Origin of the sequence: Flavobacterium agrisoli (assembly GCF_016522065.1) — a bacterium.
Lineage (GTDB): Bacteria > Bacteroidota > Bacteroidia > Flavobacteriales > Flavobacteriaceae > Flavobacterium > Flavobacterium agrisoli.
In genome coordinates this window covers 59,180-76,456 of sequence record NZ_JAEHFV010000003.1, presented here as the reverse complement: position 1 = coordinate 76,456, position 17,277 = coordinate 59,180, and the positions used below count along the sequence as shown (strand labels likewise).

Genomic DNA, 17,277 nt, shown 5'->3' with positions numbered 1-17,277 from the left:
GGTGAGTGGTGAGTTGTGGGTTGTGAGTTGTGGGTTGTGAGTTGTGAGTTGTGAGTTGTGAGTTGTGAGATGGTTCTGAACTCCCTGATTAGAGTGGATTGTTGGTTGTTGATGGTTTTGGGTTGTTGTGTACCTATGGAATGTGTTTGAAGTCGGAGACATTTGCAAAATTTTCAGAGAACAAAAAGAACTCCTTGTAGACCGGGGCTATAATTTTCGGTTATTATTTTCTATTACTTCATGCACAAATTTCTTTCTGTTTTCAACAGTATCTTTAGGTACTTCGATGATATTATAACCATATTTTTTATAAATCTCTTTCATTTTTTCGAAAGTATATACCGCTTCTTCCCAAGTTTGTTTTCTTTCTTGGTCATTTTCATAAATGTCAGCCCAAGGTGGAAGTATAAAAACATTTTTATTAAAAACACATTGGATTGCTATTTTATTCATTTCTTCTGAAATATTCAATTTACACATTTCTGCATAACAAATTGAGTCTATTATTCCACGATCAAATAAGTAAATAGAATTTTTGTTTGATAATTGTATCTCTAAATATGTTTTTACAGAAACATTAAACATCAAATCGGTGTACCGCTTTTTATCTTTCCAAGGAAGTCCATTTTCTTCCGCTTCTACCTGTTGTTTAATTATTTTTCTAGCCTCTTCAGGCACAATTTCATATCCACTTTTCTCCAACTCTTTCAATAAAGTAGTTTTTCCAACTCCTGGTCCGCCAGTAATAATATAAAAATTTTCGGTTTGTTTCTTCATGTGCGAATATCCTTGATTTCACGGAATAGTTTCTGATGACGTTTTGACTCCACAACCGGTTTGTGGGTTTTGAAAACGATATTCCCACTAAATCCGCAATAAGACAAACGGCTGTTAAATGCCCTTTTTTTTCTCTATTGACGGTGGCGGTGGCGGAGGAAGTACATATTCTGCACTTTTAAAATTCAGTTCTTTTTCAGTTTTTTTCAGTTTTAATTTTTGTTTCAATTGATAAATCCAGCCTGCTAAACTATCTAGTTCTTTTGGAGCATTATGGCTATGAACCTTAATTAGCTTTTTTATTGAATCATTATTTATAAATATTGCATAAGTTCGACCGTCGCTATAATCTTCAAAATATTCATTTTTTAATGTTCTAAGTTTCAGTTTTGAAATAACTTTCACTAAGCTTTGCTCGTCACTTTCACTGATTTTAGCTGAATAATTCGTTTTGCCTTGTGGTATATTTAAACTGTCAAAAACTTCACTTGACGACCAATGTTGTCTAATATATAAACTGTCTTTAGGTTTGTATACCATTGTAAAACTTGAGCCAAAAGTATCGCCGTAACTAAATTCGAAATATTTAATAGGATTTTCTTCTTCTGTTTTTCTATTACACGAAATCAAAGTCAAAAGAAAAAGAATGAGAATAATTTTAGTTATACTTTGCACAGTGCTGTTTTAAAATGGCATATAATTAATGTATACTACTTATCATTTCAGGCCAATACCTCAATCCAGCAAGATAAATCTGAAAATCGACCTGCAATTTAACAGAAAATTCTTTAGGTTTTTGCTTATTGGTTTAAAAAATAAACTGGTTGTTAATCGAGAGTTAGAATAATAATAATAATGATGTAAATCGGTTTTCTGTCCTTTTTTTGTTTCTTTTCACTGCTAAAAAAAACCAGAACATACATTTTAGGTTACCAAAGTGTTTACAAACATGGTTTAAAATACTCGTTTTATGTTCATTACACTTATACTTCCAGAAAAGTGGTGTTTTAATTTACGGAGCACGGAATGTAATTCCGCGCAATCGGGTTTATTACAAATCGTTATAATTATCAAATGAATTAAGTGAAGCTCTTCAGGAGCGAGATCATGGATTCAGCGGGATAACGATTGGATATTCTTAACAGCTAAATAAAAATCTTGAAAAATATTTATAATATTTTATGTAACAAAAAACTAAATTAAATTTTTAAATTGATTACTTTTATTTTTTTTTTGATTAAAAATCAAATACTTACACACTTAATAATAAGACAATAAAAAATAAGTAAGTTTTATTTATTAGCCTTATTTAATTTGAAATTTGCCATAAAAACAAAGATTTTTATTTACAATAAGCAAAACATTTTAGAAGTGATTTTTAAATTCATCTAAAATTGCATTATTAATCTCAAAAATATTGGTACAATGGAAAAAAAACACCAACCCATCGAACAAAGCAAAAGAACAGTTATTGTTGATATCCTTAGAGGCTGGGCAATTTTAGGAGTTGCTATTGGAAATTATTCCGCTTTTCAAACAATTGGTGTACCGCACGAAACAAAACAAAGTATTATATCTGAAATACTCCTGTCTGTTAATGAATATTTAGTTTCAGCAAAATCATGGACTTTATTGTCCATTTTATTTGGCTACGGTTTTGCAATTTTAATAAATAATATCGTTGCCAAAGGTAAAAATCCAATTCTGTTTTTTTCTTGGAGAATGGTATTACTCTTCTTATTTGCTTTTATTAACTCCCTTTTTTGGTACGGTGACATCTTAAAAGATTATGCTGTTTTAGGTCTTTTAATGTTACTCTTTTACCGACTTCCTTCAAAAACATTAATCTTAATTTGTAGCATTCTAATAATTAGCATTCCTTTTTTAACTGCTTATGTTAATGGTATCGAATTTAATCCTGTTGGAATAACTACAAACCCAGCCTATTTAAAATTATATCATTCAGGAAACTGGTTTGATTTATTCAACTTTAATCTACTAGCTTCCTTTTACGATGAGATGATTATTCCAGGATATGCAATTGTTGTACATACGTTAATGTTTGCGTGCATGCTTCTAGGTTTTTTACTTCAAAAAATAGATTTTTTTAATCGCTTAAACGAATATAAAAAATTATTAAAACGAACATTTTGGTTAAGTTTAATAATATCGATTATTATTTTCTCCTCATTTAATCTAATTATTTTCTATAAGAGATTCGATATTTTGATTTTTTTCATTCCTTATTTCTGGCTCGTTTTAAGCACAATGGTTTTTATTGCTTCAGGAATTTGCTTATTATATACTAATGGTAAACTAAAAACTATTTTCAGTTATTTTAGCTATGGAGGAAAAATGACGTTGACAAATTATATGGCACAAAATATTTTAGGCGTATTTATATTCTCAGGAATCGGCTTAGGAATTGGAGATAAAATGCCTTATTGGTTTTATTTTTGTTTAGCAGTTTTTGTATTTATTCTTCAATTGTTTATAAGTAAATGGTGGCTTTCAAAATATAATTATGGTCCGATTGAATGGCTATGGCGATCTGCCAGTTATCGAAAACTACTACCTTTAAAAAAAGCAAAGTCAACTACTTTTACAGAAATAAATACGATATAATTCTTTAGATAAAAAAGACACTTAACGGCGCGTATATCCCCCCGTAACGATAGCACTATGCCAACCTGTTGAAGCTAAAATTATTTTTTTTTCAATGAGATGATGTCAATGGCAATTATGAATAAGATAATACTGTCTTTTGTAATGTAAATGTAGCATTATGGCGGTATACAAGAATGAGCCACGTTGCGAACGCTTTATTATGTCAACAGAAGTAAATAGGTACTTATCACATAATTCAAGTGATATTATTCATGAGCTAGACGATTGCACCAGCAGGGAGATTTGGCTTTTTTACTAATAGCATTAAAAAAACTGTCGTTTTCATGGAAATATGTTAGGCACGGATGCTATTCAGGGTAATCGGAGCAGGAGCCTTAAGAATTTAAAAAGAAAGAAATAATTCGTGGCATGATTGGTAAAGTGAGCCTAACTTTTATGTCCTAGCCTTAGGCGGACAAAAGTTAGTTGCCTACCTTACCAACAAGCCATATTACGGAATATTGAAATCGAAAAAAAAACGACATATAAACCTTACTTCAAAGTTGTTAATAACTTAATCGTGTTTTACATAGGAGGCGTGTATTGGGCGATGAATCTATTTTAAAGTCTCTATTTCGGTATAGATAAGTTCCAAATTTCCACAAACTATTTCGGTTCTTCCATCTTTATTTTCCTCACCAGTATTCACTTGTCTCAATTCACCACTTTGTTCATTTTTACTAATATGCCAAATTTTGTTGTCAGAAAATACAAATTCATAAGAATAAAATTTTTCGTGAATGCTTTTTGAAAATTTAATTTTTTCGGATTTTATCAGTTTTAGTTTTTTAGTTTTGATGTTTTGTTCGTAAAACTTAAATTCACTTTCATTTACAATTAATATTTTATCATTAATAGTATCATTTATTTTTTCAAATCCCCAATTTGAACCAGTTCTATTAAGTTTCCAAGTGCCAATTAAACTTTCTTTTAATTTTTGGCGTGCAATTGGTCTTAATGAGTCTGACTTTTTGAGAGAAATTTTTCCCAATTCGTTATTTGGATTTAATTCATTTACAAATTGAAAAACACCAGCAGCGCTAAAAACATCTGAATTTTTTAAATATTCATTCGCTTCTTCAAATTTCTTTTTTTGATATTCTGGTGATTTATATTCTTGTGACCAAGTTTTAATAAAACAAATAAAAAATAAAATTGTGGGAAATATTTTCTTCATTTCGGTTTTTATTTTTTTTGATGTTTCGCCCAACGTTTTGCCGCTACAAGCGGTTTGCGGGTTTTGAAACTGAGTATTTTCTGCTAAACGAAAATAGGATAAAAAACCGATAATTCCACTAAATCCGCAAATCGATTGTAACGGCTGTTAGTGGCAGGCTACATTATTTAAACAGGTTTCCAATTCGTCTAAAAATATTCTGTTTTTTTACGATGACTACTTCTCCTATAAGCGCATCATCAGTATTGAGTTTAATGTTTAGTTTTTCTTGTTTTTTAAATACTTGTTGTTCAATTTCTTTCAAACCAATAAATTGAAATTTTAAAAAAACTTTGTTGTCAAAATCTTGAATAGGGATTTTAATTATAAAATTTCCATTAATATCAGTTGAAGTGTGATTGTTTGAATTACTTTGACTTACATTTGCTCCAGGGAGTGGTCCTGCTTCATCGGTAACTATACCGTATATTTCAATATAATTATTTTGCTTAGTAAGTTCTTCTGTATGCTTTTTTTCGACTATTTCAATGTTTACTGTTTTTGGTTGAGCAAAAAGAGGTGAAGTTAAAAACAATGAAGAAAGTCCAAATAAAATTCCAATTTTTTGAAATTGATTTGTTTTTTTATAGTTCAGTTCTGTGTTGATTTGTGAAGGTAAAAATCGTCCACAAATATTTTTATTTTGATTTATTTTTTTGGCAAGTTTTTGATTTGAAAAACCTGTAAAGTCAAGAACTTCTTTCTTACAATTTAGACAATACATACCCTTTTCTGTTGGAGTCATTTTGTTCCAATTTTCATTACAGGGTTTAGGTATTTTAATTATATATTTCATTAAATTCTGTTCTTTTAGCTTCCCACTAACGTTCTCGCGCCTTGCGCCGTTTGCGACTTACGAAGACGAGTATTTTCGGCTAAATGAAAATACGATAAAAAACGGTAATTCCAATAAATTCGCAAATGGCGCAAGACGTGTGTTGGCGGTAGTACTTATTATTCACCAAGTTTTTAAAGATTAGATATTTTCTTTTTTATTTATTCTTTCTATAATTAATTTCCAGCTCTGGGTTTATTATTTTTAAATCTTCAAGAAATCGTTTTTTGTCTTTTGGAGAAATAAGAATGCTGTCAAATTTATTATAAACTATTTCTAATCTATCAATTGAACCGGCAGGCGAACTCAATATATTATGCGTTTCGGAAATTTTTCGGATTGTTTTAATCTCAATATTTTTACTTACAAAAAAACCACATTTAATATTTAAGTTTTCTTTTTCAATTGTATATTTTGTAGATAGGAAAGTATAACAAATAAAAGCTGATGTTAATATAATAATAAGTAAAGCCATCCATTTTTTTTCCATAACAGATGTATAAATTATCCAGCTAAATAATACTGAAATAGGTATTACCAATTCCATTCCAATTTTTGATTTATATACTTTCATTTTATTAAATTTTTATTTTATATTTTTCATTTTTTAGTTGTCAGCGGTCGTATTACCGCCAACTATCGGATACTACTTATTCTTCAGAACAAAAAACCATTATTTGGAAGATCAATCTGAAAACTGAACTGCAATTTAATAGAAAATTCTTAAGGGTTTTTGAATTTGGTTCAAAAAATCAATTACTTGTTAAAAGAGGATAATGGGTCGATTGTGGGAGGTTGTTTTCTAAAGCAGTTTTGATTTCTGATTTTGGTTTTAGGCTTTAGGTTTAAGCAATAGGCTTTAAGCTATAAGCCGTCAATCTATGAATTATCAATTATCAATTTTAACCTAACGCCTTATCTTTTCTAAATCCAAATGAGTTAATCAAAATTCCGATTGCGTTATCTTTTCGTGAAAACGGAGAGTACCTTTAGCAGTAAAGAATTGGATTATGAAAACACTTATTAAACATGGGGTTATCTTGAAACGCACGAATTTGGATTTTGAAAATTTGGGTGTACTTAATCCGGCGGTTTATCAGGAGGGCAACACGGTTCATTTGTTTTATCGTGCGGCTCATATTGGTAATTTTTCCAGTATTGGGTATTGCCAGTTTGATGGCCCGTTGCGTTTGGTTCGCAGGGATCCGCAACCGCTTGTGTCGCCTGAATTTATATATGAAAGTCATGGGGTGGAAGATCCTCGTATTACTAAAATAGACGATACCTATTATTTATCTTATGCCGCCTACGATGGCATCAATGCTTTTGGGGCTTTGGCCACGAGTAAGGAACTGCCTCATTTTGAAAAAAAAGGTATTATTACCCCCAAATTTACCGCAATTGAATACCATCTTTTGTTAAACCGACGTGAGATACAAAACGACGATCCGAATGCGTTGTATTTGAAACACCATCAACAACACCATCCTAATTTGAATTGTGTGAGCAACGACGAGGTGTATGTTTGGGATAAAAATGTAGTATTTTTTCCGCGGCGCATTCAAGGAAAACTTGTTTTTTTCCACCGTTTGTTACCCGCCATCCAATTGGTTATGGTTGACAAATTAGAAGATTTAACCCGAGATTATTGGGCCGATTATATTCGTCATCTGGACGACCACACGGTTTTGTCGCCTAAATTTCCACACGAAACAAGTCACATTGGCGCTGGTTGCCCTCCTATAGAAACACCCGATGGTTGGTTGGTTATTTACCACGCTACCGAAAAAAGAGCTCGTGGTTTGGTGTACCATGCATGTGCGGCCTTATTGGATTTGGAGAATCCGATGAAAGTTTTGGCTCGACTAGAAGAACCTATTATTTCCCCAAGTGAATATTACGAAAAACATGGTTATGTAAATTATGTGGTTTTCCCAACGGGGACTGCCCTATTTGATGACCGCTTATATATTTATTACGGAGCCGCTGATGATGAAATTGCCGTGGCTTCGATTGTATTCGATGAATTACTCAACCAATTAAAAGCAATTAAAAATGAAAACGATAACTCCTAAATCAAAAATAGTTTACCTGTCTACCTTTCCGCCTACGCAGTGCGGTATTGCCACTTTTACCGAAGATACACTTCGTGCCATTACTCAAATTTACGACAAAAGCATTCGTTGTGAAATTTGTGAAATTACCTTTAACGGAGAAGCTTCAGACTTAGCCGATTACCATATTCCATCTAAAGACCAAGCCGCTTATAGCCGCGTGGCCGAAGCGATTAATCAAGATCCAGAAGTGGAATTGGTTCATATTCAGCATGAATTTGGTTTGTTTGGCGGCGAATATGGCGCTTATTTACTCGATTTTATCACCACTTTGCAAAAACCCATTGCCTTTACATTTCATACGGTATTGCCGAATCCGAATCCGCAATTGAAAGCGATTACGCAATTGTTGTGCAGTTATTCCGAAGCTTTGGTTGTCATGACCGAAAAATCGAAAGCCATTTTAATTCAGGATTACGCCATTAAGGCCGAAAAAATCACGGTTATTCCGCATGGAACACATTTAGTAGATTATGAAACCACGGCCAAAGCCAAAGCCAAATTGCAATTGGAAGACCGTTTGACGCTGGCTACTTTTGGTTTGTTGGGCGAAGGAAAAAGCATCGAAACAGGATTGCAGGCCTTAGCGCAAGTGGTACCGCAATTCCCGAATGTGTTGTATTTGATTTTGGGCAAAACCCACCCCAATACGATTACCGACGGTGTGGATCATTACCGCTTAAAACTAGAAAAACTGGTTCGCGATTTAAAACTGGAATCGAATGTACGTTTTGTTAATGAGTACCTCGAAACCAATCAACTATTGGATTATTTGAAAGCAACCGATATTTATTTGTTTACTTCTAAAGACCCCAATCAAGCGGTTAGTGGTACTTTTTCGTATGCCATGAGTTGCTCTTGCCCTATCGTGGCTAGTAGGATTCCGCATACGTTAGAATGTTTAACTTCGGATATTGGAATTTTGGCAGATATTCAAAACGCCGATCAATTTGCCGAGGCTACACTTCGTTTGTTGTCGGATGCTAATTTGCGTCGCAATATGGCCATTAATGCTTATGCCGCCACAACTAAAACCTCATGGGAGAATACGGCGCTTAAACATTTATCTGTTTATCAAAAAATTGCCAAAGGATTGGCTTCAACTAAAATCACCTACCCTACAATCAATATCAATCACTTAAAACGTATGACTACTGATTTGGGGATGATACAGTTTTGTCAGATTTCGGAACCCGATTTAGAATCCGGCTATACTATTGACGACAATGCTCGTGCTTTAATGGCTATGGTGAAGCATTATCAATTACACGACGACGAAGCGGATTTGCACTATTTGAAAACGTATTTGAATTTCATTATTCGATGCCAATTACCAGAAGGAAATTTCACAAATTATATTGACCAACACAACCAAATTGAAGCACGAAACGAGCACGAAAATTTGGAAGATGCCAACGGACGCGCCGTATGGGCACTAGGGACTTTGATGCGTTTGAACACCGTTAAAACTCTTCCTTCTTCTATGGTCTATCGCGCCACGGCTTGCCTGAATAAAGCCTTGTCGTATGTGGCCCAATTGCAATCGCCTCGCGCCATGGGATTTGCTATAAAAGGCTTATATGCTTTGTATCAAGTGACTCCCACCCCAAAATTATTGGCTCTCATTCAAGATCGTGCCGATAAAATAGCGGCGTTGTACGAACATACCGCTGTGGCCAATTGGAAATGGTACGAAAATAAATTGACTTATGCCAACAGTGTATTGCCCGAAGCTTTATTGCTAGCTCATTTGGTTACTGATGAGAGTCGATACAAAAAAATCGCGTTGGAATCCTTGCATTTTTTAATTGATAAAATGTACACGGATAACCAATTGAAAATTATTAGCAATCAGGGATGGCACGAAAAAAATGCCATTCCGTATGAATATGGCGAACAACCAATTGAAGCCTATTATATGATGAATACCTTGGATTTGTTTTACAAAACTTTCCATGATCCTTTATACAAACGTTATTTAAAATTGGCTTTTGATTGGTATTTGGGTAAAAACCATTTAAAACAAATTTTATATAATCCGATTACGGGCGGTTGTTATGATGGTTTGGAAAAGGAAAATATTAATTTGAATCAGGGTGCCGAATCGACTGTGTGTTATCTTTCTGCACGTTTATTGATTGAAACCTATACTTCAAAAGGCAAAAATATGATTAGTGCGTCTTATTTAAAACCCACCGGAACCGCTTTTGTTTTAGTGAAAGAACATACTAAATCCATTACTAAAGTAGTAGAAACCACTATGAGTCCGATGGTGTATCATAATAAAACCCTTTTGTTGCCTGCCAAAAAAGGAAAATTGAAATCGTAAACAAGTACGCTATCCAAAAAAAAAAATGCGGTATTAGAAGCTCTCTAAAACCGCATTTTTTTTTACTTTTTTTAATTGTGTCGTAAGGCTTCAATCAATTCCGCTTTCTTCATTTTTGATCGACCCGAAATACCCACTCTAGCGGCTTGGTGGTACAATTCTTTTTTTGTCCATTGTTCGTATGGTTTTGCTTTTCCTCCTTTTTTACCTGCATCGGGTGTATTGGCAATTCGAGCTGCCTTTTGTTTGCTATAGCCTTTTTCGCGTAGGGCTTCGTATTGCGCTTCGTTTTTAATTCTTGCGTCTATCATCACTTTTGTTTTTTAAGTTCAACTTCGTATTTACAACCTAAAGTTCTTGCTTTTCTCACACCTATCCTGCCGCTAAATACTTTATTTTTAACGCAATAGCTTTGTGAATTTTACTATTAAGTCGGTTTTTCAAAAAAATGTGTAAAAAACACAATTATCAGTGGTTGCTTTCTGTAAATTCTGCTAAAAATGCTGTAAAATTCAATTTTTAACGATAAAATGTTAAAGAAAACCGTTCATCGAACAACCAACTTTAACCAAAATATCCGATATTTGTAGAACCAAACACAATTGTTTTCAACATGAACAAACACAACAAAACTTTAGGTGAGTTTATCATCGATAACCAGCAAGCTTTTCAATATTCCTCGGGTGAGTTATCCCGCATCATCAACTCGATTCGTTTGGCTGCGAAGGTAGTCAACTACAAAGTCAACAAAGCCGGATTGGTCGATATCATTGGCGGTGTAGGTGCTCAAAATATTCAAGGAGAAGACCAACAAAAATTGGATGTTTATGCCAATGACGTTTTTATTCAGACGTTAATTAATCGCGAAATTGTTTGTGGAATTGCCTCAGAAGAAAACGACGATTTTATTACCGTACAAGGAAATGACAACAGCCACAACAACAAATATGTTTTATTGATGGATCCTTTAGATGGTTCCTCTAATATTGATGTGAATGTGTCTTTGGGTACCATTTTTTCGGTATACCGACGCATTACGCCTATTGGTACTCCGGTAACGTTGGAAGATTTCTTGCAACCGGGCATCAACCAAGTAGCTGCGGGCTATGTAATTTATGGCACGTCGACGATGTTGGTTTATACAACGGGACATGGTGTGAACGGCTTTACGATGAACCCTGCTTTAGGTACTTTTTATTTATCGCACCCCAATATGCAATTTCCTGAAAACGGAAAAATTTATTCGGTAAACGAAGGAAATTACATCCATTTTCCGCAAGGCGTGAAAGATTATATTAAATATTGTCAATCGGAAGAAGAAGACCGTCCGTACACCTCTCGTTATATTGGTAGTTTGGTTTCTGATTTTCACCGCAACATGATTAAAGGTGGCATTTATTTGTACCCAACTAGTAGCAAAGCCCCTAAAGGAAAATTGCGCTTGTTGTATGAAGGCAACCCAATGGCCTTTTTGGCCGAACAAGCCGGTGGAAAATGCTCGGATGGTGAAAACCGATTGTTGGAAATTGTCCCTACCGAATTGCACCAACGCGTTCCGTTTTTCTGTGGAAGTAAAAACATGGTGGACAAAGCGGAAGAATTTATGCGAAACGCCAAAGAGAAATAAGATTTTTTACATTTTAGTAGTAAAAACGAGTGTTACTTTTAGTAGCACTCGTTTTTTTGTTTTTACTATTTGAGGAAAAAGACTAAAATAAAAAAAATCCAAAACTAGATAGTCTTGGATTTTTAGATTTATTTTATATCGTTCGGGCTTTTAGTTCACCACTACTTTTACCGATTTGCTTCCTTCCGCTGCTTCTGCTTTTACGATGTACACACCTGGTTTTAAAGCGAAACTTACATCTGAAGCTGTTTTAGCTGATTTTACCAAAGCACCTGATAAGCTGTATACTTTTACCGCCGTTTCTGATAGTAAATTGGTTACGTATACTTGACTTCCGTTTGTGTATACTGAGGCAACTTCTGCTTTGTTGAAATTTGCTGTTGCTAATGCAGCATCTGTTGATTCAATTTTAAAATAATTGATTGCAGCACTTGAAAATATGTAAATTGTTCCTGCTCCACCTGTGTAATTGTAACTCAAAAGCATTGCATCCTCTACATTTTCTGTTGTAGCTTCAGCTAACAGAGTTGTTCCATCGCTTATTAAACATCTACGACCGTTAGCGCCGTTTACTCTAAACCACACTTTAATAGTGGTTGCTCCAGTTACTGGAAAAGAAAAATAGCGAGTAGTAGGTAAATTAGTTGCGAATCCTGCACTAGATCCTCCCGACTTAAATTCTTTTGTTGAAACATAGCCGTCTGTCCAAGTTAGTGGTTTATTTGATGTTATCCCAAATCCGGATCCAGTAACAAAAGATAAACCATCAATAGCTCCAGAAGCATAGGCAGAAGCACTCACTGGCCAAGAAGTATCGTTATTGCTAATATCCCAAACTCTTTGTGCATTTGCAACCATTGTAAACAACACTGCAGTAAATAAATAAAGTAATTTTCTTTTCATAAAATAGGTTTTAATTTAGTTAAATATAATACGTAATCGATTACATAAAAGTAATCTTTGTGTTTTAAAGTAACAAATCATTTCGTACTAATTTTTCATTTTTTTTATGATATTATAATTTTTAGTCTTTTAATTATCCCAATACCGCATGCTCTTAACAAAATAAGGAGTTTAGCACAGTACACATATAAAAAAAGCTGCAGGAATTTCTCCATGCAGCTTTGCATTTTTATAAAAAGGATACTTAGTGTGTTATCAATTTAACCGATTTTTGACCGTCGGGTGCGTTGATTACGGCAATCCAAATTCCTTTTTTGAATTCAAATTCGGTATCCGAAAAAGTGGTGATGGTTTTCACCAAGGCTCCAGATAAGTTGTACAGCGTTACTGTAGTCGCCTCTTTCACATTCGAAACCACAATGCGGTTTTTTAACGCATACACTTGCACCTGGGTTGTGGGTTGGTAGGATTTGGTTCCTAGTACATCGGCCGCTATTAAACTATCGAAAGGATCCCAACCGTCATTACCTTGTGTAAAATTGAGTGTGGTAATTTCGGTACCATCGGCCAAGGTAGGATTTGCTGTTGTTTTATTCGTTATAGTACTCAAGGTTGTAGCCCAACTTGCTCTGGTGGCTTGGTTGTTTACACCTGAAAGTTCTTTTGTACCGTATTCGTACATTTTCTTAGATTCTCCACCTAAACCATTATTCCATCCTACTGGCACAATCAATGATTGTCCGTTAAAACTTGGATTGTCAGAAGTTTCAATTGTTGTGTTAAAAAACACTACCTCACTGGTTGTAGCCGCCCAAGGTCTTCCAAAATAACCCGGTTTAGAGCGATAAGCCGAAGCAGTTTCGGTACCTGGAAGTGCCGAAGTCACCTTACATTCGTACATTAAATATCCTCTTCCTGCATCTTGCTGTGCTGCCGTGATGTAGGACACATCGTTGTTATCTTCGCTGGTGTTCATAGCTAAATCTGATTTATAAAAAACCGCATTCATACCTCCAAAAATATAATCAGTACCTCCCATCATCACCCCTTTGTAAATGGCTACTCTGGCTTTTTTCCCTCCATAGAAAGAATCTTGGCGACCAATTACGCGGCATTTGTTTAAAATTACTTTATCGGTATTGTCTAAAATCGACAAGGCGGCTGCTCTTTCTACAAACGATTTGTTTTGTACAGCGGTATTTCCTGCATTGGTAGGACGTATACCTTTACCTCCTGTTGCCCACATTACCACTACATCTTCTGATTCTTTTTTGGAAATGTATTGGTTGAAGGAATTTTCAAAAATGATATCATCTGCTTGGAATCCGCTAGCGCTAACCACTACGGTTGCATTCCAGTAAGATCCGTTTGTAGTTCCTGAACCTTTGTTCTCATAGCTCAAAGAACCATTTTCTTTGTTTACTTTTAGCACATCAGCATGCCATTTTTGATCGTTTGACATACTGTAATAGTTGTATCCATGTCCGTAGTAGGATGTAATACGCACCGCATTTGGATCAATGTCGACCCCTTTATTTGCCAAGGCAATACTTGGCGTAGCTGCCGCGTTTTTCAAGGTCACATTTGGCTGGTTGATTACCAACATTTCTTCGTAATTCCCAGGATCGATCATGATGGTCACACGCTCGGTAGCGGTGCGGGTCATTCTTTTAACATCCGACAATGCTTCGGTAATCGTTTTGTAAGATTTGTCTTTTCCTACTGTAATCACTGGCATATAACCTATAGCAGCTGTTGCTGGCGGCGGTACAAAATCAAGCGTTTTTATTGTCGCTGCATCGGCAACTTTAAGGTTAGAGGTTAACGTCATTACAACCTCACTACTGTTTAAGCCTGTAGCCGTTATACTGTATGTACCGTTACGCAATGCTACTTCTGATAATGTATTGAACTCATATGCATAACCCGATTCGTTTAAATTGGTAAATTTTAGTTTTAAACTTTCCAATTGTGTCTCATTCAAGCCTGTGGTATTGATAGCGATTGGATACTTTTGTTTAAGTCTAAAAAACACATCTCTCGTCGTATTATCTGTAATAGTTATGGTATTGGGTACTATCTCGAAATCGTTTACGTTTTGTGCTGAAATCGTATAAAGTGTATTGGGTTCTAGATCGACCGTATATGCTCCCGTTGTGGGATTTACTACCGGCATCGGTACATAGATTTTATTTGCCATTACATCGGGTGTATAGGTCAAGACCACTTTAGAAGGATCCAATTCATAGCCTACTACATTACCGGTTACTGTAAATAACGCCACTTTTTTAATGATGAGGTTGTAATTGGTTGTAGTTGGCGTTACCTGTAAAGTAGTTTCGTTATCAATCACATATCCATTGGCATTAGCCAGGCTTAATTTATACGTATATCCAATTGGAAGTTTTACTGAATAATTACCTGATGCCACCGTAGCATTAAATACTTTTCCAGCTTCGTTGGTAAAAAGCACATTGTAGTTCGCTGGAATTCCGTTCGCTTGCGTCAAATCAATTACACCGGTAAGGTTTGCGTAAGAGGCATCTTTTCTGTAAATCCTGTAATAACTTGGCTTATTTTGTGTATCAAAAATGTGATACGTACCTGCTTTTTTTGCTACAAATTTAAGTTCCGTTATGGTGGAAGACAAGGCAAGCTTATCAGTTTGTTCCGCAGGGTTACCCACATATTCAAAGTTAATTAACCCCTTGTCGTCGGTTTTTGCAATTATGGTTACTTCATCATCGGCACTTAATGTCAAACTCATATAGCGACCTACCGCAGCGGAAGCGTTTACATACACCCTTCCTTGGTAATCAGCAGTACCTGAAAAAGTATCATCAAAACGTGTTAAATTAGTATTGGCTGTGCGCAAACGGTCATTTGTACCTCCTACCCAGCTTAAAACACCAGCAGAAAAAGAAGGCAACGTATTCGTAGTACTACCTGTCGTTACTGATTTAGGATACCAATCGTTAATAGCAGTTTCTGTCAATTTATTATTATACAAGTCGGCAGACAGTTGCTTAGCCCCAAAATCCCAAACATCAATTTTCCCGTTAGAAGCAATTATTTCGGCCGCATTTTCTACGTTCATGCTGTGGAGGTAAATTTCTCCTGCAGGACTTGCAGTACTTACCAATTTGGCTGTAATAATTCCTTTAGGTCCCGTATACGAAAAACTAAACGGTTGTGCATCGGCCAAGCCTTTATTTTGCGCCTTAATGGTTTCTAAAAGCTTATTATTTGCATCTCTAAATTCCAAAACAGCATCGGAAGAGCCATAAGTACAAGCCACAAAGGTGATGGTTGCATTACCAGCTACCGCAATATCAAAGGAATTACCCGAATAAAAAACACCTCCATGAGTTGCATCATGAAAGCCAAATTTTATAGCATCGTTGGTTGTATTGCTATTGATCGCAACCAACCCATCTTTGGTTACATAGGTATTGTAACGTAAAGTCGTATAAGAAGTTTGAGGCATCTCTGAGGCATCCGCAAAATTATAGGCATACGATTTTCCGAATTCGGGATTGGCCACCACACTATTATCTTTTATGGTAATTTCATACGATTTCGGGTCTGTAGCGTTTTCCGTATAGGTTACTGTTAATACATCGTTTACGATACTTGCCGATGCTATGTCGCCACTTACTGTAGGTGTTAGGGAGCTTAATGCTGCACCACCCAAGTTAATTCGTATAGAAGCCTTCGTACTAGTAGCGCTAATTAAAGTCCCTGAACTAAGGGTAACCGTAGCATTAGAAGCTGCATCAGCTCCTGATTGGAGTGTAATTGTAGTTCCGTTTATTGTAATAGTACCCGTTTTCTGTTTGTAGGATGCCAACGAAACATCATAAGGAACAGGAGAAACTTCTATATAGGGTAGATAGTTTGTTCCTCCAAAACTTTCAAGCGTAACCGTACCAGCAGTACCTACATACAGAAAATCAACATATTTAGGAGCAGCTGTACTAAACGTTGTACCTGTATTGCTTTTTGAAGTAACATCAAAAGCTCCTGTTGTGCTGGATGCTGTAATGGTTCCCCCCGAATATTGATCTGTTGCTAATCTAATGTAACTATTTCCAGCTACTTTAAGCGTTATTTTATTGCCTGTTTTAAAAACAATCCCGTGTTGTGTTCCATTTAAACTGTATGCATTACAACAACCCGCCTCAATTTTAAATAATCCCAATTCATAGTTATTACCTGGGTATGTACTTGGAATAATGCTTGAATCTCTTAAATCATAAGTGTATGTTATATTTTTGCCCGCGGTTGTAAAATCTTTACCCAATTGCGCCGGAATCACTTCCAGTTTTGGCAGGTAAATATCACCACCCGTACCTGCTACCGCTTTAAAATTTAAAACCGCAGCTACCCCTGAATATACAAAATCATAGGCATCTACTTTATCATTAACCACTTTAGTCACTTGCGTACCTAAGTTAACTGCACCCGCTGTTCCGGTTAATTTTAAACCCGAATATTGTGATCCTACAAAGCGTATTGTACAGCTTCCTGGAACAGCAATATTGATTTCTTGATTTTCTTTTAAATTTAATCCGTAACCTTTTGGGTCACTGTTGTGCCAAATATAGGCACCTCCTAAAGTCAGTTTACCATCAGCACTCTGCTTGGCAGCAATAATAGTACCATCTGTAAAATCATAGGTTGTTGTATTCGTAATTTGCCCCCTCACTAGGATTGCATTTAGAATCAACAACAGAAAAAACAAATAATTTTTTTTCATAATTGTAATGAATTTGGTTTATAAATAGTTAATAGTCTCGATTTTTATAC

Annotated in this window: 12 protein-coding genes; 4 read left to right on the top strand and 8 right to left on the bottom strand. The window is 35.2% G+C overall.

All coding sequences use genetic code 11. The annotated features are described in order from the left end of the window. Positions 1 to 207: 207 nt before the first annotated feature. Both I5M07_RS08625 and I5M07_RS08620 read right to left on the bottom strand, forming a co-directional pair. Positions 208 to 777 carry an AAA family ATPase gene (locus I5M07_RS08625; RefSeq protein WP_200105847.1) on the bottom strand — a complete coding sequence of 190 codons (570 nt, stop codon included), beginning with the start codon at positions 775 to 777 and terminating at the stop codon, positions 208 to 210. A gap of 114 nt (positions 778 to 891) precedes the next feature. Beyond that, entirely contained in the window at positions 892 to 1,452 is a 561-nt protein-coding gene (locus I5M07_RS08620; RefSeq protein WP_200105846.1) for a DUF6438 domain-containing protein, read from the bottom strand. A gap of 750 nt (positions 1,453 to 2,202) precedes the next feature. Between I5M07_RS08620 and I5M07_RS08615 the strand changes: the two genes are divergently transcribed. Beyond that, positions 2,203 to 3,402: a DUF418 domain-containing protein gene (locus I5M07_RS08615; RefSeq protein ID WP_200105845.1), complete on the top strand. Its 1,200-nt coding sequence runs from the start codon at positions 2,203 to 2,205 to the stop codon at positions 3,400 to 3,402. A 598-nt stretch (positions 3,403 to 4,000) separates the two neighbouring features. On the opposite strand, the gene I5M07_RS08610 is transcribed toward I5M07_RS08615, so the two are convergent. The 3 genes from I5M07_RS08610 to I5M07_RS08600 form a co-directional block, all read right to left on the bottom strand. Then, positions 4,001 to 4,621 carry a hypothetical protein gene (locus tag I5M07_RS08610; protein ID WP_200105844.1) on the bottom strand — a complete coding sequence of 207 codons (621 nt, stop codon included), beginning with the start codon at positions 4,619 to 4,621 and terminating at the stop codon, positions 4,001 to 4,003. Between the two features lie 163 nt (positions 4,622 to 4,784). Beyond that, positions 4,785 to 5,405: a carboxypeptidase-like regulatory domain-containing protein gene (locus I5M07_RS08605; RefSeq protein ID WP_200105843.1), complete on the bottom strand. Its 621-nt coding sequence runs from the start codon at positions 5,403 to 5,405 to the stop codon at positions 4,785 to 4,787. A 247-nt stretch (positions 5,406 to 5,652) separates the two neighbouring features. After that, entirely contained in the window at positions 5,653 to 6,069 is a 417-nt protein-coding gene (locus I5M07_RS08600) for a PH domain-containing protein (RefSeq protein ID WP_200105842.1), read from the bottom strand. 436 nt (positions 6,070 to 6,505) lie between these two features. On the opposite strand from I5M07_RS08600, the gene I5M07_RS08595 reads away from it, so the two are divergent. Continuing rightward, positions 6,506 to 7,570 carry a glycoside hydrolase family 130 protein gene (locus tag I5M07_RS08595; protein WP_200105841.1) on the top strand — a complete coding sequence of 355 codons (1,065 nt, stop codon included), beginning with the start codon at positions 6,506 to 6,508 and terminating at the stop codon, positions 7,568 to 7,570. After that, a complete protein-coding gene (locus I5M07_RS08590) occupies positions 7,551 to 9,938 on the top strand; it encodes a glycosyltransferase (RefSeq protein WP_200105840.1) in 2,388 nt (795 codons plus the stop codon). Before I5M07_RS08595 ends, I5M07_RS08590 begins: the two co-directional genes overlap by 20 nt. Positions 9,939 to 10,009: 71 nt before the next feature. On the opposite strand, the gene I5M07_RS08585 is transcribed toward I5M07_RS08590, so the two are convergent. Then, positions 10,010 to 10,249 carry a DUF7218 family protein gene (locus I5M07_RS08585; protein ID WP_200105839.1) on the bottom strand — a complete coding sequence of 80 codons (240 nt, stop codon included), beginning with the start codon at positions 10,247 to 10,249 and terminating at the stop codon, positions 10,010 to 10,012. A 302-nt stretch (positions 10,250 to 10,551) separates the two neighbouring features. Between I5M07_RS08585 and fbp the strand changes: the two genes are divergently transcribed. Beyond that, positions 10,552 to 11,565: a class 1 fructose-bisphosphatase gene (fbp, locus tag I5M07_RS08580; RefSeq protein WP_200105838.1), complete on the top strand. Its 1,014-nt coding sequence runs from the start codon at positions 10,552 to 10,554 to the stop codon at positions 11,563 to 11,565. A gap of 150 nt (positions 11,566 to 11,715) precedes the next feature. Here fbp and I5M07_RS08575 read toward each other — a convergent pair whose 3' ends face one another. After that, the gene (locus I5M07_RS08575) at positions 11,716 to 12,468 is read right to left on the bottom strand and encodes a T9SS type A sorting domain-containing protein (RefSeq protein ID WP_200105837.1); all 753 of its coding nucleotides are present in this window, start codon (positions 12,466 to 12,468) and stop codon (positions 11,716 to 11,718) included. A gap of 244 nt (positions 12,469 to 12,712) precedes the next feature. Continuing rightward, positions 12,713 to 17,227, bottom strand: a complete 4,515-nt coding sequence (locus tag I5M07_RS08570; RefSeq protein WP_200105836.1) for a pectinesterase family protein — start codon at positions 17,225 to 17,227, stop codon at positions 12,713 to 12,715. Between the last annotated feature and the right edge of the window lie 50 nt (positions 17,228 to 17,277).